Origin of the sequence: Enterobacter mori (assembly GCF_025244905.1) — a bacterium.
GTDB lineage: Bacteria > Pseudomonadota > Gammaproteobacteria > Enterobacterales > Enterobacteriaceae > Enterobacter > Enterobacter mori_A.
The window spans coordinates 3,706,513-3,727,139 of record NZ_CP104285.1 but is presented as its reverse complement, the minus strand read 5'-3'; the positions used below and the strand labels follow the sequence as shown (position 1 = coordinate 3,727,139).

Here is a 20,627-nt window from a genome sequence, read left to right as displayed (position 1 = left end):
TCCCGGCATGAAAAAAGAGAACGGCTTTACGCTTATCGAAACCCTGGTGGCCATTTCGCTGGTCGTGATCCTGAGCACAACGGGTTTCTATGGCTGGGACAGTTGGCAACGACAGCAGCGGCTCTGGCAAACCGCCGTACAGATACGCGACTACCTGGTGTTTCTTCGCAACGATGCGAATCGGCACAATCGTGACCACCACATCACGCTTCAGCGAGATGACGCTGGCGTTTGTCTGTTGAGTTCTGTCGTACAAGGTTGTGTGAAAGAGAGTGCCTTTGTGCTGATTCCTCTTTGGGCTGACGTCACCATAAGTGAGTTAACACCCTCATTAGGGTTCTATGGATTAAGAGATACGGCGTGGGCAGGGCGGATACGCGTGAAAAGCCGTGCTGGGGAATGGCTGATTATTGTCTCAAATGGAGGGCGCATCAGGATGTGCAATGCCTCAGAGGGAGGGGAATGTTTATGAACCAGCACGGTTTCTCACTTACAGAGGTCTTGATTGCCACGGCTATCAGCAGCCTTTTGCTTATAAGCGCATCGCGTTTTTTACCGGGTTTACAGCGGGCGGTATTACTGCAATTCGGTCAGCGGGAGGTGGAAGAAGAGGTCTGGCAAAGGCTTTTCGCCCTCGGCAAACAGCTGCAGAGAGCGGGATATTGCGCGGGTAATTGTCCAGGGCAAGGCCTGGTGACAGCAAGGCAGGGGAGTTGCGTCATTGTGCAGTGGGATGCAAACAGTAACGGCATCTGGGATGACTCTGCATCAGAAAATGACAGCACAGGGTTTCGTCTTGAGTCTGGTGCGCTAGAAACGCTGCGTGGGGCGACATCCTGTGAAGGCAAAGGATGGGAAAAGCTCACTGACCCGAACAGGCTGGTGATCCAGCACTTTAGGGTGGATAAAGTGGAACACGCCGGTTTCGCGCCTGAGCTTAATATCGAGCTGACCGTCATTCGCCAGGGTGAAAAGGGTGAGCCCTTCCAGGCTGTTTATGGCGTCACGGGGTATAACTTGTGAACCGTCAGCGCGGGATGTCTTCGCTGGCGCTGGTACTGCTTTTACTGGTGTTGGGCACGCTGATCCTCACGGGACTTAATCAGCAACTGGCTACGTTTAGCGCACTCGTTGGCGGCGAGAGCCGTTCGCTCCAGCAGCAGGCATCTGTGCAATCAGCGCTTGAGTGGGGGCGCGTTCAGGATTGGCTGGTATCCCCAGAGGTTCAATGCAAAAAGGCGTCGACGTGGCGAGCATGCTTGCGGCGTCTGAGCGAGTCGCGCGTTTTGCTCATTGCCGGAAACAATGACCTTTTGCTCTGGCGCGCAGGAGAGATAATCGAAGGGAAGATTCATTTTTTGCCACACGGCTGGAGTGATTTTTGTCCACTTAAGGAGAGGGCGCTATGCCAGTTACCGTAAACAGAGAAAAAGGATTTAGCCTGGTTGAGGTTCTGCTGGCGATGATGCTGCTGGTGATAATCGTCACGGCACTGTCGGGTTATCATCGGGCACTGGCGGCGCGATTTACCCTGTTTAATCAGTATCGTCAGCTCTGGCATTATGCCTGGAATCAGGCTCAGCTCTCAACAACCGTTCTCCCCGAAGGCTGGCAGGCCAGTCGGGGGCAGACAACGCACGCCAGATGTGTCAGCATCACGGTTACACTTATTTCTCCTCTGGGGCGGCGCGGCGCGATGACGCGTCTGCATTGCCCGGTTAGCCAGTAGTCGGGAGCGTCTATGTTAAGGGTCTACCACTCAAATCGTCTGGATGTGCTGGAAGCACTGATGGAATTTATCGTTGAGCGCGAGCGGCTTGACGATCCTTTTGAGCCTGAAATGGTGCTGGTGCAGAGCACCGGTATGGCGCAGTGGCTGCAAATGTCGCTTTCCCGGAAATTTGGCATAGCGGCAAACATTGATTTCCCGCTGCCCGCGAGTTTTATCTGGGAGATGTTTGTGCGCGTACTGCCCGACATCCCTGAACAGAGCGCCTTCAACAAACAGAGCATGAGCTGGAAGCTGATGACCCTGCTGCCCGATATGCTGCCAGGCGATGCGTTCGCCATGCTGCGCCACTACCTTAATGACGATACCGATAAGCGCAAGCTGTTCCAGCTGGCGTCGCGTACGGCCGATCTCTACGACCAGTATTTAGTGTACCGGCCTGAATGGCTGACAGTCTGGGAAGCGGGTGAACGGGTGGAGGGCTTGCCGGAAGCACAGGTCTGGCAGGCGCCGCTATGGAAAGCACTGGTGGAACATACTGAGGCGCTCGGTCAACCAAGGTGGCACCGTGCAAACCTCTACCAACGGTTTATCTCGATACTCGAAAATGCGTCGGAGCGACCGGCTCGCCTGCCGTCACGCGTGTTTATCTGCGGTATTTCGGCTTTGCCGCCGGTCTATCTGGATGCGCTAAAAGCGCTGGGTAAACACATTGATATCCATATTCTGTTCACCAACCCCTGTCGCCACTACTGGGGCGATATCCAGGATGCGCGCTGGCTTTCACGGCTGGTCACGCGGCAGCGTCGACGCCTCTTTGAAGACCGCTCCGTGCCCTTGTTCAAGGATAGCTCGACAGCCGCGCAGCTTTTCGACGAAGAGGGCATACAGAACCTGCCGAATCCGTTGCTTGCCTCATGGGGCAAGCTGGGGCGTGACTACATTCACATGCTCTCTGACATTACGTCATCTGGCGAGGGGGACGTGGACGCCTTTGTCGAAATCGAATCTGACAGCCTGCTGCACAACATTCAGTTAGATATTCTGGATCTGGAAAACCGGGCGGTCATGGGCGTGACGGAGAAAGAGTTCGAACGCAGCGACAGGAAACGGAAGCTGGATCCTGACGATCGCAGTATCACCATTCACGTTTGCCATAGCCCACAGCGTGAGGTGGAAATCCTGCACGATCGCTTGCTGGCGATGCTACAGGACGATCCTGATCTCACGCCGCGCGATATTGTGGTGATGGTGGCAGACATCGACAGCTATAGCCCCTTTATTCAGGCCGTTTTTGGCAGCGCGACGGGGGAGCGATATCTTCCTTACGCCATTTCTGACCGTCGTGCTCGTCAGTCCCATCCGGCCTTGCAGGCATTTGTCTCCCTGCTCTCGCTGCCGGACAGCCGGTTTATCTCTGAAGATGTGCTGGCGCTGCTGGATGTTCCTGTTCTGGCTGCCCGTTTCAACATTAATGAAGAGGGGCTACGCTATCTTCGCCAGTGGGTTAACGAATCCGGCGTTCGCTGGGGGATTGATGACGACAACGTGCAGGAGTTTGAACTCCCCCCAACGGGGCAACACACCTGGCAGTTTGGCCTGACGCGAATGCTGCTCGGGTACGCAATGGAGAGCAGCCAGGGTGAATGGAATGACGTTCTGCCGTACGACGAGTCCACCGGGCTCATCGCGGAGCTGGTCGGGCATTTAGCCTCATTGCTGATGCAGCTCAACCGCTGGCGACGGGAGCTGATGCAGCCGCGCCCGCTGGACGCCTGGCTGCCGGTGTGCCGGGAAATGCTCACTGATTTCTTCCTGCCGGACAGTGAAACTGAAGCGGCGATGGCGCTCATTGAAAAGCAGTGGCAGGCCATCGTGGATGAGGGGGTGAATTCGCACTATCAGGAGGCGGTGCCTTTGTCGCTTCTGCGTGATGAGTTGACCCTGCGTCTCGATCAGGAGCGTATTAGCCAGCGTTTCCTGGCAGGGCCGGTCAATATTTGCACCCTGATGCCGATGCGATCCATCCCGTTCAAAGTGGTGTGTCTGCTCGGGATGAATGACGGCATCTATCCTCGGGCATTACCACCTTTAGGCTTTGACTTGATGAGTCCTAAACCGAAGCGGGGCGACCGCAGCCGCCGTGATGACGACCGTTATCTGTTCCTGGAAGCGCTCATTTCAGCGCAGAGCAAACTGTATATCAGCTACATCGGCCGGTCGATCCAGGACAATAGCGAGCGTTTCCCGTCGGTTCTTGTGCAGGAGCTCGTGGACTATATCGGGCAGAGCCACTATTTGCCGGGAGACGAAGCGCGTAATTGCGATGAGAGCGAGCAGCGGGTGAAGGCACACATCACCTGCTGTCATAGCCGTATGCCCTTTGATCCGGTGAACTATGTCGCCAATGAACACCAGAGCTATGCGCGCGAGTGGCTCCCGGCAGCGAAGAAAGAAGGGATGGCGCATACCGATTTCATTCAGGAATTGGATGAGCTCCCACTGGAAACGTTGACCTTCGAACAGCTTCAGCGTTTTTGGGCACATCCGGTGCGGGCGTTTTTCCAGCAGCGTTTGCAGGTCAACTTCCGTTCTGAAGAGAGTGAAATTCCTGATGCCGAACCCTTTATTCTGGATGGGTTAGAGCGCTACAAGCTGAACCTCCAGCTCCTGAATGCCCTGGTTGAACAGGAAGATGCAGCCGCTCTATTTCGCCGCTACCGTGCCGCGGGGCAGTTGCCTTATGGTGCTTTCGGGGAGATTGTCTGGGAGGCGCAGTGTCAGGAAATGGAGGCACTTGCTGAACGCGTCATTGAGAGCAGACAACCCGGTAAAAGCATCGAAATCGATCTTGACTGCAACGGTGTCCATTTGACCGGCTGGCTGGCTCAGGTTCAGCCGGACGGGCTACTGCGCTGGCGGCCCTCTATGCTCAGCGTTTCACAGGGTTTGCAACTCTGGCTCGAACATCTTGTCTACAGTGCTTGCGGCAATACGGGTGAAAGCCGAATTTTTGTGCGTAAAGAGGGCGAATGGCGTTTTCCGCCGATGGAAGCTGAGCAGGCGTTATGCTATTTGTCGCTGTATATCGACGGTTACCGCCGGGGAATGAATAAACCTCTGCTCCTGCTGCCGGAAAGCGGGGGGGCGTGGATAAAAGCCTGTTATGACGCGCAGAATGATGCCATGTTAACGGATGACGCTTCACTGCAGAAAGCGCGGAACAAATTTGTGCAGGCCTACGAAGGTAACATGATGGTGCGTGGCGAAGGGGAAGATGTCTGGTATCAACGTTTGTGGCGAACGCTTGAGCCAGAATACTTCGACATGATCACTGAAGAAGCACAGCGCTACCTGTTACCGTTGTTCAAATTTAATCAGTCCTGAGTGCTGTATAAAAATTGCGCAGTATGAGGTGTTCATTTATGATGCACTTCTTATCACGGACTGATGTACCCAAAGAAAGAGATGCTGGCGCGTCCAGCACGCAGTTTGTTAATGATGTAGCCGTGATAAAGAGGTCGTAATGCCAGGCAGCACCTTGTTTAAAGCGTTGGTTTTGTTTGTCGCCCTTTGGGCCCCCTTCACTCAGGCAGATTCCGGTTGGCAACCCGTTCAGGAAACTATCCGTAAGAGCGAAAAAGACACCCGCCAGTATCAGGCCATCCGCCTTGATAATGGTATGACCGTGCTGCTCGTTTCCGATCCGCAAGCGGTGAAATCGCTCTCGGCATTAGTTGTGCCGGTCGGGTCGCTTGAAGATCCCGAGGCCCATCCGGGGCTGGCACACTATCTGGAACACATGACGCTGATGGGGTCAAAAAAATACCCGCAGCCAGATAGCCTGTCCGAATTCCTGAAAATGCACGGTGGCAGTCACAACGCCAGTACGGCACCGTACCGCACCGCGTTTTACCTCGAAGTTGAAAACGATGCGCTGGAAGGGGCTGTCGACCGCCTGGCGGATTCGATTGCTGCGCCGCTTCTGGATAAAAAATACGCTGACCGTGAACGCAACGCCGTTAACGCCGAGCTGACCCTGGCCCGCACCCGCGACGGTATGCGTATGGCACAGGTGAGTGCCGAAACCATCAACCCGGCGCACCCAGGTTCGCGTTTTTCGGGCGGCAACCTGGAAACCCTGAGCGATAAACCGGGTAGCCCGGTGCTTGATGCGCTGCACGCGTTTCGCGATAAATACTACTCCGCTAACCTGATGAAAGCGGTTATCTACAGCAACAAGCCGTTGCCACAGCTGGCGAGCATGGCGGCGCAGACGTTTGGTCGTGTGCCAAATAAGAACATCGATCTCCCGGAGATTAGCGTTCCGGTTGTCACGGATGCGCAGAAAGGGATCGTGATCCACTATGTTCCTGCCATGCCGCGCAAAGTGCTGCGCGTTGAGTTCCGCATTGATAACAACACCGCGCAATTCCGCAGCAAAACTGACGAGCTGGTAACCTATATTATCGGTAATCGTAGCCCAGGCACGCTCTCTGACTGGCTGCAAAAACAGGGGCTGGTGGAAGGTATTCGCGCAGATTCCGATCCCGTCGTGAACGGCAACAGCGGCGTGCTGGCCATTTCCGCGACCCTGACGGATAAAGGGTTGGCTAACCGTGACGAGGTGGTTGCGGCCATCTTTAGCTATCTCTCATTACTGCGTGAGAAAGGCGTCGATAAACGCTACTTTGACGAACTGGCACATGTACTGGATCTCGATTTCCGTTACCCGTCCATTACGCGCGACATGGATTACGTTGAGTGGCTGGCGGATACCATGATCCGCGTGCCGGTGGAACACACGCTGGATGCGGTCAATATCGCCGATCGGTATGACGCAGATGCGGTGAAAGCGCGTCTGGCCATGATGACGCCGCAGAACGCCCGTATCTGGTACATCAGCCCGAACGAGCCGCATAATAAAACGGCCTATTTCGTGGATGCGCCTTATCAGGTCGATAAAATCAGCGAACCAACTTTTGCAGACTGGCAGAAAAAAGCCAGTGAGATTGCGTTGAAACTGCCGGAGCTGAATCCCTACATCCCGGACGATTTTTCGCTGATTAAAACAACAAAAGCGTACCCGCATCCGGAACTTATCGTTGATGAGCCAACGCTGCGCGTGGTCTATACCCCAAGCCGCTACTTCGCAAGTGAGCCAAAAGCCGATGTCAGCGTGGTTCTGCGTAACCCGAAAGCGATGGATAGCGCTAAAAATCAGGTGATGTTTGCACTCAATGACTATCTGGCCGGTATTGCACTCGATCAGCTCAGCAACCAGGCCGCCGTCGGGGGGATAAGCTTCTCGACCAACGCCAATAACGGCTTGATGGTCAATGCCAACGGCTATACTCAGCGTTTGCCGCAGCTGTTCCAGGCGCTCCTGGAAGGCTACTTCAGCTACACGCCAACGCAAGAGCAGCTTGAGCAGGCCAAGTCCTGGTATGCGCAAATGATGGATTCCGCAGAGAAGGGCAAAGCCTACGATATGGCGATTATGCCTGCGCAAATGCTGTCGCAGATCCCTTACTTCCAGCGTGAAGAGCGCCGCGCGCTCTTGCCATCTATCTCATTAAAAGATGTGCTGGCATACCGTGATGCGCTGAAGGTCAATACGCGCCCGGAGTTCCTGATCGTGGGCAATATGAGCGAAGATCAGGCTAAAACCCTGGCGCAAAATGTCCGTACACAGCTGGGTTCAAAAGGTGACGAGTGGTGTCGCAACCAGGACGTGCTGGTTGAGAAAAAGCAGAATGTGATTTTCGAAAAAGCGGGTAGCAGCACCGATTCCGCGCTGGCCGCCGTATTTGTCCCGACCGGTTATGATGAGTTTGCCAGCTCTGCGCAGAGTGCTGTTCTCGGACAAATCATCCAGCCGTGGTTCTACAACCAGTTGCGTACTGAAGAGCAGCTTGGCTATGCGGTCTTCGCCTTTTCCATGAACGTGGGCCGCCAGTGGGGTCTTGGCTTCCTGCTGCAAAGCAGTGATAAACAGCCTGCCTACCTCTGGCAGCGCTATCAGGCTTTCTTCCCGCAGGCGGAAGCAAAACTGCGCGCCATGAAGCCGGACGAGTTTGCCCAGATCCAGCAGGCGGTCATTGCGCAGGTGATGCAGGCACCGCAAACGCTGGGTGAGGAAGCTTCTCAACTGAGCAAAGATTTTGATCGTGGTAATCTGAAGTTTGATTCGCGTGATAAAGTAGTGGCCGAAATAAAACAGCTGACGCCTCAGAAGGTTGCCGACTTCTTCCATCAGGCGGTGATTAAACCGCAGGGGATCGCCATTCTGTCTCAGGTTTCCGGTAGCCAAAATGGCAAAACGGATTACGTAAACCCGAAAGGCTGGAAAGTCTGGAAGAGCGTCACTGCACTGCAGCAATCAATGCCCTGGAGTAAGAAAGAATGACCGATACCGCTGAGCCCCTTGATCCCTTACGTTTACCTCTACAGGGCGAACGATTGATTGAAGCCTCAGCGGGAACGGGAAAAACCTACACCATCGCCGCGCTCTATCTGCGTCTGCTGTTAGGGCTTGGCGGTACTGCCGCTTTTCCGCGTCCGTTAAGCGTGGAGGAGCTGCTGGTGGTGACCTTCACCGAAGCGGCTACCGCCGAGCTGCGTGGCCGAATCCGTGCCAATATTCACGAGCTGCGCATCGCTTGCCTGCGACAGAGCACCGATAACCCGCTTTACGCCAGCCTTCTGAAAGAAATTGCCGATAAGCAGCAGGCAGCGCAGTGGCTGCTGCTGGCGGAAAGGCAAATGGATGAAGCGTCCGTTTTCACCATCCACGGCTTTTGTCAGCGCATGCTGAGCCTGAATGCCTTTGAGTCCGGCATGCTGTTTGAACAGCAGCTCATTGAAGACGAGTCTGAGCTTCGCTATCAGGCCTGTGCAGATTTCTGGCGTCGCCACTGTTACCCCCTGCAACGTGACATCGCCGAAGCGGTGCATGCGTTGTGGAAAGGCCCTGAAGAGCTTTTGCGCGCTATCGATCGCTATCTGCAGGGGGAAGCGCCCGTCATCAAATCACCGCCGCCAGCGGACGAAACGCTGGCATCACGCCATGAAAAGATTGTCACGCAAATTGCGACCTTGAAGCAAAAGTGGAATGAGTCCGTCGGTGAAATTGTCTCGATCCTCGAAAACTCCGGTATCGACAGGAAAAAATTTAACCGCGGCAATCAGGGCAAATGGATCGACAAGATCAGCGCCTGGGCACAGGAAGAGACGCGAGGCTACCAGCTTCCGGATGCTCTGGAAAAGTTCTCCCAGCGTTTTTTGACCGAGCGGACGAAAGCCGATGGCATCGTGCCAGAGCATCCTCTTTTTGTTGCCATCGAGAGTCTACTGGCTGAGCCGTTAACGCTTAACGACTTAATGATTACCCGCGCTATGACGGAAATCCGTGAAACCGTGGCGCGTGAAAAACGCCGTCGGGGTGAGCTGGGCTTCGACGATATGCTAAGCCGTCTGGATGCCGCGCTGTGCAGTGAAAATGGCGAAGCGCTTGCTGCGGCAATCCGCACGCGTTTTCCGGTGGCGATGATCGATGAGTTTCAGGATACGGACCCCCAGCAGTACCGCATTTTCCGCCGTATCTGGCGTCAGCAGCCCAACACCGCGCTGCTGTTAATCGGTGATCCGAAGCAGGCGATTTACGCCTTCCGTGGCGCCGACATTTTTACCTACATGAAGGCTCGTAGCGAAGTTGCAGCCCATTACACCTTAGAGACTAACTGGCGATCCGCTCCGGGCATGGTGGAAAGCGTCAACACGCTCTTTAAGCAGATGGACGCGGCGTTTATGTTCCGGGAAATTCCTTTCCAGCCGGTTAAGTTTGCTGAAAAAAACGCCTCGTTGCGCTTTGAGCTCAATGGCGTGGCTCAGCCAGCCATGAACCTTTGGCTGCTCGACGGTGAAGGCTGCGGCGTTGGGGATTATCAAAGTGCGATGGCGCAACACTGCGCCGCACAGATCCGCGACTGGCTGAGTGCCGGAGCGCGTGGCGAAGCCGTGTTATGGCGAGGGAAGCAGGCGAACCCCGTCAAGGCATCCGATATTACGGTGCTGGTGCGCAGCCGCCAGGAGGCGGCGCTGGTACGCGATGCGCTGACCTTGCTCAATATCCCGTCCGTCTATCTCTCGAATCGCGACAGCGTCTTTGAAACTCTGGAAGCTCAGGAGATGCTATGGCTGCTGCAGGCCGTGTTGGCCCCCGAGCGTGAAAGCACGCTTCGCAGCGCCCTGGCCAGCGCAATGATGGGGTTGAATGCCCGTGATATTGACGCGCTTAACAACGATGAGGAAGCCTGGGATAACGTCGTGGAAGAGTTTGCCCACTACCGGGAACGCTGGCAAAAACGCGGCGTAATGGCCATGCTGCGCGAACTGATGGCGAAGCGTCAGATTGCGGAGAATATGCTCGCCACGGCAGGCGGTGAGCGCCGCCTGACCGATATTCTGCATATCAGCGAGCTGTTGCAGGAAGCGGGAACGCAGCTCGAAAGCGAGCATGCGCTGGTGCGCTGGCTGTCACAGCAGATTGCCGATCCGAACAGTAATTCATCCAGTCAGCAGATGCGCCTCGAAAGCGATAAGCATCTGGTGCAGATCGTCACCATTCACAAATCTAAAGGCCTGGAGTATCCGCTGGTCTGGCTCCCGTTTATCGCCAATTATCGCGTGCAGGACCAGGCCTTTTACCACGACCGTGACTCATTTGAAGCCGTGCTCGATCTCAGTAAAGCGGAATCCAGCGTTGAGCTGGCGGAGGCTGAGCGTCTGGCAGAGGATTTACGCCTGCTCTACGTGGCGCTGACCCGCTCGGTCTGGCACTGCAGTCTGGGCATTGCGCCGCTGTTCCGTCGCCGTGGTGAAAAGTCAGGAGAGACCGATTTCCATTTAAGCGCGCTGGGACGTCTTATTCAGCTCGGAGAGCCAAAAGATGCGGCAGGCCTGCGCCAGTGCATTGAGGCGCTGTGTGGTGACCATATTGCTCTGCTTATTCCCTCATCGCCGGATAACAGCCGCTGGCAGATGCCGGAGCAGCCTGTTGCCGATCTGAATGCCCGGCAAATCCAGCGAACTCTCGCTGACGATTGGCGCGTAACCAGTTACTCCGGTTTACAGCAGCACGGGCAGAGCATTGCGCAGGATCTGATGCCGAAGCTGGATGTGGATGCCGCCGGAGTGGGGGAGGTCCTTCCTGAGCCTGTCCTGACTCCGCATCAGTTCCCACGCGGCGCGTCACCCGGCACCTTTTTACACAGCCTGTTTGAAGAACTGGATTTCACCCAGCCGGTTTCTACGGAGTGGGTGCTGAAAATGCTCCAGAGCGGCGGCTTTGACGAGAAATGGCAGCCCGTCCTCACCGACTGGGTCACTGCGATTTTGCAGGCACCGCTCACGCAGCAGAGGATTTCGCTCAGCCAGTTGACCGCCAAAGACAAACAGGTGGAAATGGAGTTTTATCTCCCTATCGCCAGCCCGCTTAAAGCCGATGCGCTTGATGCGTTGATCCGTGAGTACGATCCGCTTTCCGCTGGCTGCCCGCCCTTGAACTTCCGCCAGGTTCAGGGGATGTTAAAAGGTTTTATCGACCTGGTTTTCCGCCACGAAGGGCGTTACTACCTGCTGGATTACAAATCGAACTGGCTGGGTGACAGCAGCGACGCCTACACGCAAGACGCGATGGCAGCAGCCATGCAGCAGCATCGCTACGATCTGCAGTATCAGCTTTATACTCTGGCGCTGCATCGCTATCTGCGCCACCGCATTGCCGATTACCGTTATGAAGATCATTTCGGCGGTGTTATTTATCTCTTCCTGCGCGGGGTGGACGCTACGGATCCCCACTCCGGCATTTTCAGCACACGCCCGGACGCGGCATTGATAGAAAAGATGGATGAGTTGTTTGCCACAACCACGGAGGAGATGGCATGAGGATGCTGGAACTATTGCTGGAAGCCGTGGAGCAACGCGTGCTGCGCCACCTTGACGTTCAGTTCGCCATGATGGTGGCGGGCGAAGAGCCGGAGGTGATGCTCGCTGCCGCTCTCCTCAGCAAAGACGCAGGAGAAGGTCACGTTTGCCTGCCGCTTTCGCGTCTGGTGCTGAATGAACAAATGCCTGCGGTATTGCAGTCCTGTTTCGTTCTGCTGGGGGAATCAGTGGACTGGCAGGCTGTATTACTCCGCTCTCCCGCCGTCAGCGGGGCTGAAACGCAAACGCCGATGATCCTGACCGGCGAGCGTTTATACCTCAACCGCTTGTGGCGCAACGAGTTGACGGTGGCGCGCTTTTTCAGCGAAACGAATGCCCCGCTTCCGTGTGATGAAGCGCAGCTTCGACAAACGCTGGATGGCCTGTTTAGCTCGGGCGAGGCCATCGACTGGCAAAAAGTGGCGGCGGCCGTGGCCTTAACGCGGCGGATTTCGGTAATTTCTGGCGGACCGGGCACGGGGAAAACCACCACGGTAGCAAAACTCCTCGCGGCGCTGATTCAGCTATCTGGCGAGCAGAAATGCCGTATCCGGCTGGCCGCACCTACCGGTAAAGCCGCGGCTCGACTCACGGAGTCGTTGGGTGGGGCGCTGCAAAAACTGCCGCTTACCGAGGCGCAGCTTGCACTTTTCCCCAATGAGGCCAGCACCTTACACCGTCTGCTTGGCGCACAGCCGGGCAGCCAGCGGCTGCGATATCATGCCGGCAACCCGCTGCATCTGGACGTGCTGGTGGTGGATGAAGCCTCAATGATCGACCTGACGATGATGTCGCGGCTGATTGATGCGCTGCCGCCTCACGCGCGGGTTATTTTCCTTGGCGATCGCGATCAGCTTGCCTCTGTGGAAGCCGGAGCAGTGCTGGGGGATATTTGCACCTACGCCAGTTTTGGCTATACCGCAGCGCGTGCTCAGGAGCTGGCACGCCTGACCGGCTGCGCGCTCGAACCTGATAACTCTCCGGTAGCGGGTGCGCTGCGCGACAGCCTGTGTCTGCTGCAAAAAAGTTACCGTTTCGGCAGCGACTCCGGCATCGGTCAGTTGGCTGCTGCGGTAAACCGTGGCGATCGGCACAGCACGCGCGTGGTTTTTGACGGCTCCTTTACCGACATCGAGAAAAAATCGCTGCAAAACAGTGAAGAGTATCAGACGATGCTGGATGACGCGCTGGAGGGATATCAGCACTTCCTGACCTGTGTACAACAGCATAATACGCCGGAGCAGGTCATTGCCGCGTTCGGCGAATATCAGCTGCTGTGTGCGCTGAGGGAGGGGCCATTTGGCGTCAGTGGGCTAAACGACAGGCTGGAACAGCTGCTGGCGCAGAAGCGTAAAATCAACCGTTTACCGCATTCGCGCTGGTACGAGGGGCGACCGGTAATGATCTCCCGCAATGACAGCGCGCTGGGATTGTTTAATGGGGATATCGGAATTGCGCTTGATCGCGGTCAGGGGCTGCGCGTCTGGTTCATGATGCCGGAGGGAAGCGTGAAGTCCGTACAGCCAAGCCGCCTGCCCGAGCATGATACGGCGTGGGCGATGACGGTACACAAATCCCAGGGCTCTGAGTTTAATCATGCGGCGCTGATCCTGCCTACGCAGCTGTCGCCCGTCATCACCCGAGAGCTGATTTACACCGCCATTACCCGCGCGCGTCAGCGGCTGTCGCTTTATACCGATGAACGCGTTCTGGTACAAGCGATTGCCGCACGCACGGAACGTCGAAGCGGCTTAAGCGCGATTTTCGAGTCCCTCTAAGTAAAACGCCCTCACCGGACGGTGAGGGCGCAATATTATCCCAGGTCAGCCATCAGCACTTTTGAACGACGCTGATAGTTGTACATCTCTTTCTTGCTTTCCGGCAGTGAATCAATGTCGACCGGCGTAAAGCCGCGTTCCTGGAACCAGTGAATGCTGCGTGTCGTCAGAACAAACAGCTTGCTGAGCCCAATCTGGCGCGCCTGGGCTGCCACACGCTCCAGCAGCATCTCGCCGCGCGAAGAGCTGCGGTAGTCAGGATGCACGGCAACGCAGGCCATTTCGCCGATCTTCTCCTCCGGGAACGGATAGAGCGCGGCACAGGCGATGGTCAGGTTATCGCGCTGGATGATGGTGAATTTATCAATCTCCATCTCCAGCTGTTCGCGTGAGCGACGCACCAGAATACCCTGCTGTTCCAGAGGACGAATCAGTTCCAGAATGCCGCCGATATCGTTGATGGTGGCTCGACGGATCTGCTCGGCGCTCTCCATCACAATCTGCGTACCAATACCGTCGCGGGAGAACAGCTCCTGCAGCAGGGCGCCGTCCTCCTGGTAGCTGATGAGGTGGCTACGGCGCACGCCGCTGCGGCAGGCCTTTACTGCTCCGCGCAAAAAGCGCACGGTGCCTGAGTGGTAATCTCCCGCTTCCTCGAGCTCTTCAACGCGCGCCTGCGCTTCGTTGGGAAATAATTCAGGCACAATCATCCCTTCATCGTTTTCGACACCCTGTGAGGAACAAAACCCAATCATTTTTTCCGCTTTCAGCTTGATAGCAAGCTGGGTGGCAATCTCTTCAGACGTCAGGTTAAAACTTTCGCCCGTTACAGAAACAGCGACCGGGCCCATCAGCACGATGGCACCGCTGTCCAACTGACGGTGAATGGCCTCTTCATCGATACGACGAATACGACCGCTGTGGCAATAATCCACGCCATCGTCCACGCCAAGCGGCTGAGCGATGATGAAGTTACCGCTCACGACGTTAATATGCGCACCCTGCAGCGGCGTATTGTTCAGGCTCATCGACAGGCGGGCGGTAATGTCCAGCTGCAGCAGACCCGCAGCCTGTTTCACCAGTTCAAGCGTTTTTGCATCCGTCACGCGGGTATGTTTGTGATAAATAGGCTCATGCTGATGAGAGGCCAGATTGGCATCGATCTGCGGGCGTGCGCCATACACAACAACCAGACGGATGCCGAGACTGTGCAGCAGGCCTATGTCGTTGACTATACTTGAAAAATTTTCATGCTCAATGGCTTCGCCGCCGAGCATGATGACGAACGTTTTCCCCCGATGGGCGTTGATATAAGGAACAGAATGGCGGAATCCCTGGACCAGTTCGGTTCTACGTTCCTTCACCATGGCACAACCCTTAATGAATGCTTATTCGTAATTTCTGTATTTTTATTCGATTATGGCCGCGTGTGCAAGCCTAAATTTTCCGCGACACACAGAAAAGAATAAGTAATCCGTGCGTTAACGTATGATTGTTTACCCTTTTATAGATGACAGTTTATGCGTCATTCGTTAAAGTTTTCGGTCAATCTGGACATTTTGTATATCAGTTCGTTTTCTTGCTCGGGAGAAGCATGTCGGGATCCAATTCAGCAATAAGCCGCCGCCGTTTGTTAAAAGGGGCCGGGGCAATGTGGTTGCTTAGCGTCAGTCAGGTCGGTCTTGCTGCCACAAGCCAGGTGGTGGCGGTGCGCGTCTGGCCGTCGTCGACCTATACGCGCGTGACGGTCGAATCCAATCGCGTGCTGAAATATAAGCAATTTGCCCTCAGCAATCCTGAACGTGTGGTCGTGGATCTCGAAGGTGTAAACCTCAATTCCGTGCTTAAGGGGATGGCAGCGCAGATCCGAGGTGACGATCCTTTTATCAAGTCAGCGCGCGTTGGTCAGTTTGATCCGCAGACGGTACGTATGGTGTTTGAACTGAAGCAGAACGTGAAACCGCAACTGTTTGCGCTTGCGCCGGTAGCAACGTTTAAAGAGCGTCTGGTGATGGATCTTTATCCCGCCAACGCAACGGACATCCAGGATCCGCTTCTGGCGCTTCTGGAGGATTACAACAAAGGCGATCTCGAACGTCAGGTTCCGCCCGCGCAAAGCGGCCCACAGCCGGGTAAAGCCGGGCGAGATCGTCCTATTGTGATCATGCTCGATCCCGGCCATGGCGGGGAAGACTCCGGTGCCGTCGGGAAATATCACACTCGTGAAAAAGATGTGGTGCTGCAGATCGCCCGTCGCCTGAAGGCATTGATTGATAAAGAAGGCAATATGCGCGCCTACATGACGCGTAATGAGGATGTGTTTATTCCGCTGAAAGTACGCGTGGCGAAAGCGCAGAAGCAGCGCGCGGATCTGTTCGTCTCCATCCATGCCGATGCCTTTACCAGTCGCCAACCGAGTGGTTCATCGGTTTTTGCGCTCTCGACCAAAGGGGCGACCAGTACTGCGGCAAGATACCTTGCGGATACGCAGAACGCCTCGGACTTAATTGGTGGCGTGGGCAAGAGTGGCGACCGCTACGTCGACCACACCATGTTCGATATGGTGCAATCATTAACCATCACCGATAGCCTGAAATTTGGCAAAGCGGTGTTGGGCAAGCTGGGCAATATCAATAAGCTGCATAAAAACAGCGTAGAGCAGGCCGGGTTTGCGGTACTGAAAGCGCCGGATATTCCATCCATCCTGGTCGAAACCGCATTTATCAGCAACGTGGAAGAAGAGCGTAAGCTGAAGACCGCTAAATTCCAGCAGGAAGTGGCGGAGTCGATTTTGGCAGGGATTCGTGCGTATTTCTCTGACGGGGCGACGCTGGCGCGGCGCGGGTAGAAATTTTGGCCGGGTACTCGCCCGGCAAATTCACAAACGACAGATACAAAAAAACACCCTTAAGGGTGTTTATTGTTTTAGAAGTGTTGGTTGCGGGGGCCGGATTTGAACCGACGACCTTCGGGTTATGAGCCCGACGAGCTACCAGGCTGCTCCACCCCGCGTCCGTCTTTCTACAGTCGTAGAAACTTACTTCTTCAAATTTGATTGGTTGCGGGGGCCGGATTTGAACCGACGACCTTCGGGTTATGAGCCCGACGAGCTACCAGGCTGCTCCACCCCGCGTCCGTCTTTCTACAGTCGTAGAAGATACTTCATCAAATTTTAATTGGTTGCGGGGGCCGGATTTGAACCGACGACCTTCGGGTTATGAGCCCGACGAGCTACCAGGCTGCTCCACCCCGCGTCCGTGGATGCGCACTATACTCGGTTAGGTTTGTGATGCAACCCCTTTTTCACATAAATCATGATTTTGTATGCAAATTGAACGACATGGCACTGTTTGGACTATTTTTTGCGCAAAATTTGCCAAAGGGCATGTGATTGCATTTCATTAGCCCTGGTGGTTTGTTATCTTCATCACGCGGATAAGGGCAACTTAAAGACGAGATATAATGAAAGGACGTTGGGCGAAGTATCTGATGACGGGCGCAATGGTAGCGATTCTTGCGGCCTGTTCTTCCAAACCGACCGATCGCGGTCAACAGTATAAAGACGGGAAGTTATCCCAGCCTTTCTCTTTAGTTAATCAGCCTGATGCGGTCGGCGCACCGATCAATGCCGGAGATTTCTCCGAGCAGGTCTACCAGATCCGCAATGCGTCACCGCGTCTGTATGGCTCACAGAATAATGTCTATAGCGCGGTACAGGACTGGCTGCGTGCGGGCGGTGATACGCGTAATATGCGCCAGTTTGGTATTGATGCCTGGCAGATGGAAGGGGCGGATAACTACGGCAACGTTCAGTTCACCGGGTATTACACGCCGGTGATTCAGGCGAGACACACCCGCCAGGGCGAGTTCCAGTATCCTATCTACCGTATGCCGCCAAAACGCGGCCGCTTGCCGTCTCGTGCAGAGATCTACTCCGGGGCGCTGAGCGAAAATTACATCCTGGCCTACAGCAACTCGCTGATGGATAACTTCATCATGGATGTTCAGGGCAGCGGGTACATTGATTTCGGTGATGGTTCGCCGCTTAACTTCTTCAGCTATTCCGGCAAAAATGGCCATGCCTATCGCAGCATCGGTAAGGTGCTGATCGACCGCGGCGAAGTGAAGAAAGAAGATATGTCGATGCAGGCGATCCGCGAGTGGGGCGAGAAACACAGCGAAGCCGAAGTGCGTGAGCTGCTGGAGCAGAACCCGTCGTTCGTCTTCTTCAAACCGCAAAACTTCGCGCCGGTGAAAGGGGCGAGTGCGGTACCGTTGATTGGTCGCGCATCGGTCGCCTCAGATCGGTCGATTATTCCTGCGGGCACCACGCTGCTTGCTGAGGTTCCTCTGCTGGATAATAACGGCAAATTCAACGGCAAGTATGAGTTACGCCTGATGGTGGCGCTGGACGTCGGCGGCGCAATCAAAGGCCAGCACTTCGACATCTATCAGGGCATTGGCCCGGATGCCGGCCATCGCGCGGGCTGGTATAACCACTACGGACGCGTATGGGTGCTGAAGGCAGCACCGGGTGCCGGAAACGTATTCAGCGGCTGATTGTGGTATTCTGAGCGCAATACGGATTACTGTTCAGGGTGAGGAAAACCTCACCCTTTTTACATCTGAGGTTTTATGTCTGTGGTAATCAGCGACGCCTGGCGCCAGCGTTTTGGCGGTACGGCACGTTTATATGGTGAAAAAGCCCTGCAGCTGTTTGCGGATGCGCATGTCTGCGTCGTGGGCATTGGTGGTGTAGGGTCGTGGGCGGCAGAAGCGCTGGCGAGAACCGGTATTGGCGCAATCACGCTGATTGACATGGATGACGTTTGCGTGACCAACACCAACCGTCAAATTCACGCCCTGCGTGATAACGTCGGGCTGGCGAAGTCTGAGGTGATGGCGGAGCGTATTCGTCTCATCAACCCCGAGTGCCGCGTGACGGTGATCGACGACTTTGTGACGGCAGATAACGTCGCGGAGTACATGAGCAAAGGCTACAGCTACGTGATTGACGCCATCGACAGCGTGCGGCCAAAAGCGGCGCTGATCGCATACTGCCGTCGCTACAAGGTGCCGCTGGTCACGACGGGCGGGGCGGGCGGGCAAATCGATCCGACGCAGATCCAGGTGGCCGATCTGGCGAAAACCATTCAGGACCCGCTGGCCGCCAAGCTGCGCGAACGCCTGAAAAGCGACTTCAACGTGGTGAAGAACAGCAAAGGCAAGCTGGGCGTTGACTGTGTGTTCTCAACTGAAGCGCTGGTTTATCCCCAGGCTGATGGGTCAGTCTGTGCGATGAAGAGTACGGCGGAAGGGCCAAAACGAATGGATTGCGCCTCCGGCTTTGGTGCGGCCACCATGGTGACCGCCTCCTTTGGCTTTGTGGCGGTCTCACACGCCCTGAAGAAGATGATGGCGAAGGCGGAACGTCAGGCCTGAGCCTGACGCGCTGCGTCCAGTACCGCGTCGCTGAGCGCGATCAACCCCTGACCGCGAGAGGCGCTGAGCTGCGCGCGCAGCCCAAGCTCATCAAATAACGCCAGCGGCGAATGTGCCAGCAATTCCGCCGCGCTTTTCCCTTCCACGGCAGTTAACAGCACCGCCAGCAGCCCTCTGACGATACGGCCTTCGCTGTCGCCAAAGAAGTGCAGCTTCTCGCCGGAGACGCTATACCCCAGCCAGACGCGGTTTTCACAGCCTGCAATCTCTCTCGCCTGCGCTTTGAGATCGTCTGAAAGAGCCGGGAGCTGTTTACCCAGCAGGATCAGCTGGCGATATTTATCTTCCCACTGTGCAAGCGGGGCGAAGGTCTGTTTTAACGTCTCTTCGGTGATCGCGGTGCCGAACGGATGCCCGGCCAGAGAGGAACTCGTCATTAATCCACCAGTAGTTCAAGGGCGCGGTCAACGGCGGCTACCAGCGCGTCAACATCGCTTTGTGTGTTATAAGGCGCGAAGGAAGCACGTAGCGTACCGCTAACGCCAAGCGCCGCCAGCAGCGGCTGAGCACAGTGCTGTCCGGCGCGCAGGGCAATGCCATATTCCGCCAGCAGCGTGACCATATCACTGTGATGCACGCCTGCAAAATCAAAGGCGAGCAGGCTGGAATCCTGCACGCGGAACGAGCGGAAGCCGGGGCGTTTTTTAAGCTCTTCTTCTGCAAGCGTAGCCAGACCCCGGCTCCAGCTTTCAGCCTGAGCCACGTCCGTTTCTTCCAGCCACTCAAGCGCCGCGCTTAAGCCAATCACGCCCGCCACGTTCGGCGTACCGGCTTCCAGACGGTAAGGCACCTCCTGGGTTTTAAAGCCGTCGAAGGTGACTTCGGCGATCATCTTTCCGCCGCCGAGCCATGGCGTCATTTGCGCCAGCAGTTCAGGCTTGCCGTACAAGGCTCCGATGCCGGTTGGCCCGTACAGCTTGTGCCCTGAGAAGGCATAGAAATCAATATCCAGCGTTTGCACATCCGCCGGAAAATGCACCACGCCCTGCGCGCCGTCGACCATCACCACCATATTGCTGGCATGGGCGATCGCAACGGCTTTAGCCAGATCTGGACAGCCACCGGTAACGTTAGACATCTGCCCCAGTGCCAGAATCCGGCTGCGGGGGGTGATCAGCTCAGGTAAACGCGCCACGTCCGGCAGTAAATCGGCACCCAGCGGGAGCTTCACCATTCGCGCGCCCGTTTGCTCTGCCACCATCAGCCACGGCACCAGGTTGGCATGATGTTCAGCCTCACTGACGATGATTTCATCGCCCGGCTGAAGCCGTGGACGTGCGTAGCACTGGGCCACCATATTGATGGCCTCGGTGGTGCCGCGCGTCCAGACGATATTTTTCCCGCTTTCGGCATTAATCAGCCGTGCGACCCGATCGCGAGCGGCCTCATAGCGCGCAGTAAGACGCTGCGCTTCAGCGAACTGGCTGCGATGCACATTGCCTGCACTCAGGCTGTAGAATTGCTGCGTTGCTTCAATGACCGCCTGAGGCTTCAGGGCCGTGGCAGCGCTATCAAGGTAAATACCGGCATCGGCCAGCGCCGGAAACTGTGCGCGAAAGTGCGCAGGACTGAAAGCGTTCATGGAATTCCTCATGTCGATAGAGCGATCGTCGCGCAATTTCATCGGCAGG

The 20,627-nt window shown here is 55.9% G+C and carries 14 protein-coding genes and 3 tRNA genes; 11 read left to right on the top strand and 6 right to left on the bottom strand.

Features of this window, described 5'->3' with window-relative positions; genetic code table 11:
- The first annotated feature begins 7 nt into the window (after positions 1–7).
- From N2K86_RS17525 to recD, 8 genes are all read left to right on the top strand, one after another.
- Entirely contained in the window at positions 8–472 is a 465-nt protein-coding gene (locus tag N2K86_RS17525) for a prepilin peptidase-dependent protein (RefSeq protein WP_260659450.1), read from the top strand.
- Entirely contained in the window at positions 463–1,023 is a 561-nt protein-coding gene (locus N2K86_RS17520) for a prepilin peptidase-dependent protein (RefSeq protein WP_260659449.1), read from the top strand. The genes N2K86_RS17525 and N2K86_RS17520 overlap by 10 nt, the downstream gene beginning before the upstream one ends.
- Complete coding sequence (locus N2K86_RS17515) at positions 1,020–1,421, top strand: DUF2509 family protein (RefSeq protein ID WP_260659448.1); 402 nt, start codon at positions 1,020–1,022, stop codon at positions 1,419–1,421. Before N2K86_RS17520 ends, N2K86_RS17515 begins: the two co-directional genes overlap by 4 nt.
- Positions 1,406–1,729: a prepilin-type N-terminal cleavage/methylation domain-containing protein gene (locus tag N2K86_RS17510; protein ID WP_260659447.1), complete on the top strand. Its 324-nt coding sequence runs from the start codon at positions 1,406–1,408 to the stop codon at positions 1,727–1,729. The genes N2K86_RS17515 and N2K86_RS17510 overlap by 16 nt, the downstream gene beginning before the upstream one ends.
- Before the next feature lie 12 nt (positions 1,730–1,741).
- On the top strand, positions 1,742–5,116 hold the full coding sequence (gene recC / locus N2K86_RS17505) for an exodeoxyribonuclease V subunit gamma (protein WP_260659446.1): 3,375 nt from the start codon (positions 1,742–1,744) through the stop codon (positions 5,114–5,116).
- A gap of 139 nt (positions 5,117–5,255) precedes the next feature.
- Positions 5,256–8,138 (top strand): pitrilysin, encoded by a 2,883-nt coding sequence (ptrA, locus tag N2K86_RS17500; protein ID WP_260659445.1) that lies wholly within the window; start codon positions 5,256–5,258, stop codon positions 8,136–8,138.
- Positions 8,135–11,677: an exodeoxyribonuclease V subunit beta gene (gene recB, locus N2K86_RS17495; RefSeq protein ID WP_260659444.1), complete on the top strand. Its 3,543-nt coding sequence runs from the start codon at positions 8,135–8,137 to the stop codon at positions 11,675–11,677. Before ptrA ends, recB begins: the two co-directional genes overlap by 4 nt.
- Complete coding sequence (gene recD / locus N2K86_RS17490) at positions 11,674–13,494, top strand: exodeoxyribonuclease V subunit alpha (protein WP_260659443.1); 1,821 nt, start codon at positions 11,674–11,676, stop codon at positions 13,492–13,494. The genes recB and recD overlap by 4 nt, the downstream gene beginning before the upstream one ends.
- A gap of 35 nt (positions 13,495–13,529) precedes the next feature.
- Here the strand turns inward: recD and argA are convergent, their stop codons facing one another.
- Entirely contained in the window at positions 13,530–14,861 is a 1,332-nt protein-coding gene (gene argA / locus N2K86_RS17485) for an amino-acid N-acetyltransferase (RefSeq protein ID WP_260659442.1), read from the bottom strand.
- Positions 14,862–15,088: 227 nt separating this feature from the next.
- Between argA and amiC the strand changes: the two genes are divergently transcribed.
- Positions 15,089–16,342 carry an N-acetylmuramoyl-L-alanine amidase AmiC gene (amiC, locus tag N2K86_RS17480; RefSeq protein ID WP_089601161.1) on the top strand — a complete coding sequence of 418 codons (1,254 nt, stop codon included), beginning with the start codon at positions 15,089–15,091 and terminating at the stop codon, positions 16,340–16,342.
- 87 nt (positions 16,343–16,429) lie between these two features.
- Here the strand turns inward: amiC and N2K86_RS17475 are convergent.
- From N2K86_RS17475 to N2K86_RS17465, 3 genes are all read right to left on the bottom strand, one after another.
- Positions 16,430–16,506: transfer RNA gene (locus N2K86_RS17475), tRNA-Met, on the bottom strand.
- 44 nt (positions 16,507–16,550) lie between these two features.
- A tRNA-Met gene (locus N2K86_RS17470) sits at positions 16,551–16,627 on the bottom strand.
- Between the two features lie 44 nt (positions 16,628–16,671).
- Positions 16,672–16,748 (bottom strand) — tRNA-Met (locus tag N2K86_RS17465).
- Positions 16,749–16,956: 208 nt separating this feature from the next.
- On the opposite strand from N2K86_RS17465, the gene mltA reads away from it, so the two are divergent.
- The gene (gene mltA, locus N2K86_RS17460) at positions 16,957–18,054 is read left to right on the top strand and encodes a murein transglycosylase A (RefSeq protein ID WP_010435113.1); all 1,098 of its coding nucleotides are present in this window, start codon (positions 16,957–16,959) and stop codon (positions 18,052–18,054) included.
- Positions 18,055–18,129: 75 nt separating this feature from the next.
- Entirely contained in the window at positions 18,130–18,936 is an 807-nt protein-coding gene (gene tcdA / locus N2K86_RS17455) for a tRNA cyclic N6-threonylcarbamoyladenosine(37) synthase TcdA (RefSeq protein ID WP_006811804.1), read from the top strand.
- Here tcdA and csdE read toward each other — a convergent pair.
- Positions 18,927–19,373 carry a cysteine desulfurase sulfur acceptor subunit CsdE gene (gene csdE, locus N2K86_RS17450; protein WP_260659441.1) on the bottom strand — a complete coding sequence of 149 codons (447 nt, stop codon included), beginning with the start codon at positions 19,371–19,373 and terminating at the stop codon, positions 18,927–18,929. The genes tcdA and csdE overlap by 10 nt on opposite strands.
- The gene (gene csdA, locus N2K86_RS17445) at positions 19,373–20,578 is read right to left on the bottom strand and encodes a cysteine desulfurase CsdA (protein ID WP_260661714.1); all 1,206 of its coding nucleotides are present in this window, start codon (positions 20,576–20,578) and stop codon (positions 19,373–19,375) included. Before csdA ends, csdE begins: the two co-directional genes overlap by 1 nt.
- Positions 20,579–20,627 lie beyond the last annotated feature (49 nt).

Excerpts from the sequence above, each read along its gene's own strand:
- recB (WP_260659444.1), top strand. The coding sequence starts at position 8,135 with ATGACCGATACCGCTGAGCCCCTTGATCCCTTACGTTTACCTCTACAG.
- recC (WP_260659446.1), top strand. The coding sequence starts at position 1,742 with ATGTTAAGGGTCTACCACTCAAATCGTCTGGATGTGCTGGAAGCACTG.
- tcdA (WP_006811804.1), top strand. The coding sequence starts at position 18,130 with ATGTCTGTGGTAATCAGCGACGCCTGGCGCCAGCGTTTTGGCGGTACG.
- mltA (WP_010435113.1), top strand. The coding sequence starts at position 16,957 with ATGAAAGGACGTTGGGCGAAGTATCTGATGACGGGCGCAATGGTAGCG.
- N2K86_RS17510 (WP_260659447.1), top strand. The coding sequence starts at position 1,406 with ATGCCAGTTACCGTAAACAGAGAAAAAGGATTTAGCCTGGTTGAGGTT.
- amiC (WP_089601161.1), top strand. The coding sequence starts at position 15,089 with ATGTCGGGATCCAATTCAGCAATAAGCCGCCGCCGTTTGTTAAAAGGG.
- ptrA (WP_260659445.1), top strand. The coding sequence starts at position 5,256 with ATGCCAGGCAGCACCTTGTTTAAAGCGTTGGTTTTGTTTGTCGCCCTT.
- N2K86_RS17520 (WP_260659449.1), top strand. The coding sequence starts at position 463 with ATGTTTATGAACCAGCACGGTTTCTCACTTACAGAGGTCTTGATTGCC.
- argA (WP_260659442.1), bottom strand. The coding sequence starts at position 14,861 with ATGGTGAAGGAACGTAGAACCGAACTGGTCCAGGGATTCCGCCATTCT.
- N2K86_RS17525 (WP_260659450.1), top strand. The coding sequence starts at position 8 with ATGAAAAAAGAGAACGGCTTTACGCTTATCGAAACCCTGGTGGCCATT.
- csdA (WP_260661714.1), bottom strand. The coding sequence starts at position 20,578 with ATGAACGCTTTCAGTCCTGCGCACTTTCGCGCACAGTTTCCGGCGCTG.
- recD (WP_260659443.1), top strand. The coding sequence starts at position 11,674 with ATGAGGATGCTGGAACTATTGCTGGAAGCCGTGGAGCAACGCGTGCTG.
- csdE (WP_260659441.1), bottom strand. The coding sequence starts at position 19,373 with ATGACGAGTTCCTCTCTGGCCGGGCATCCGTTCGGCACCGCGATCACC.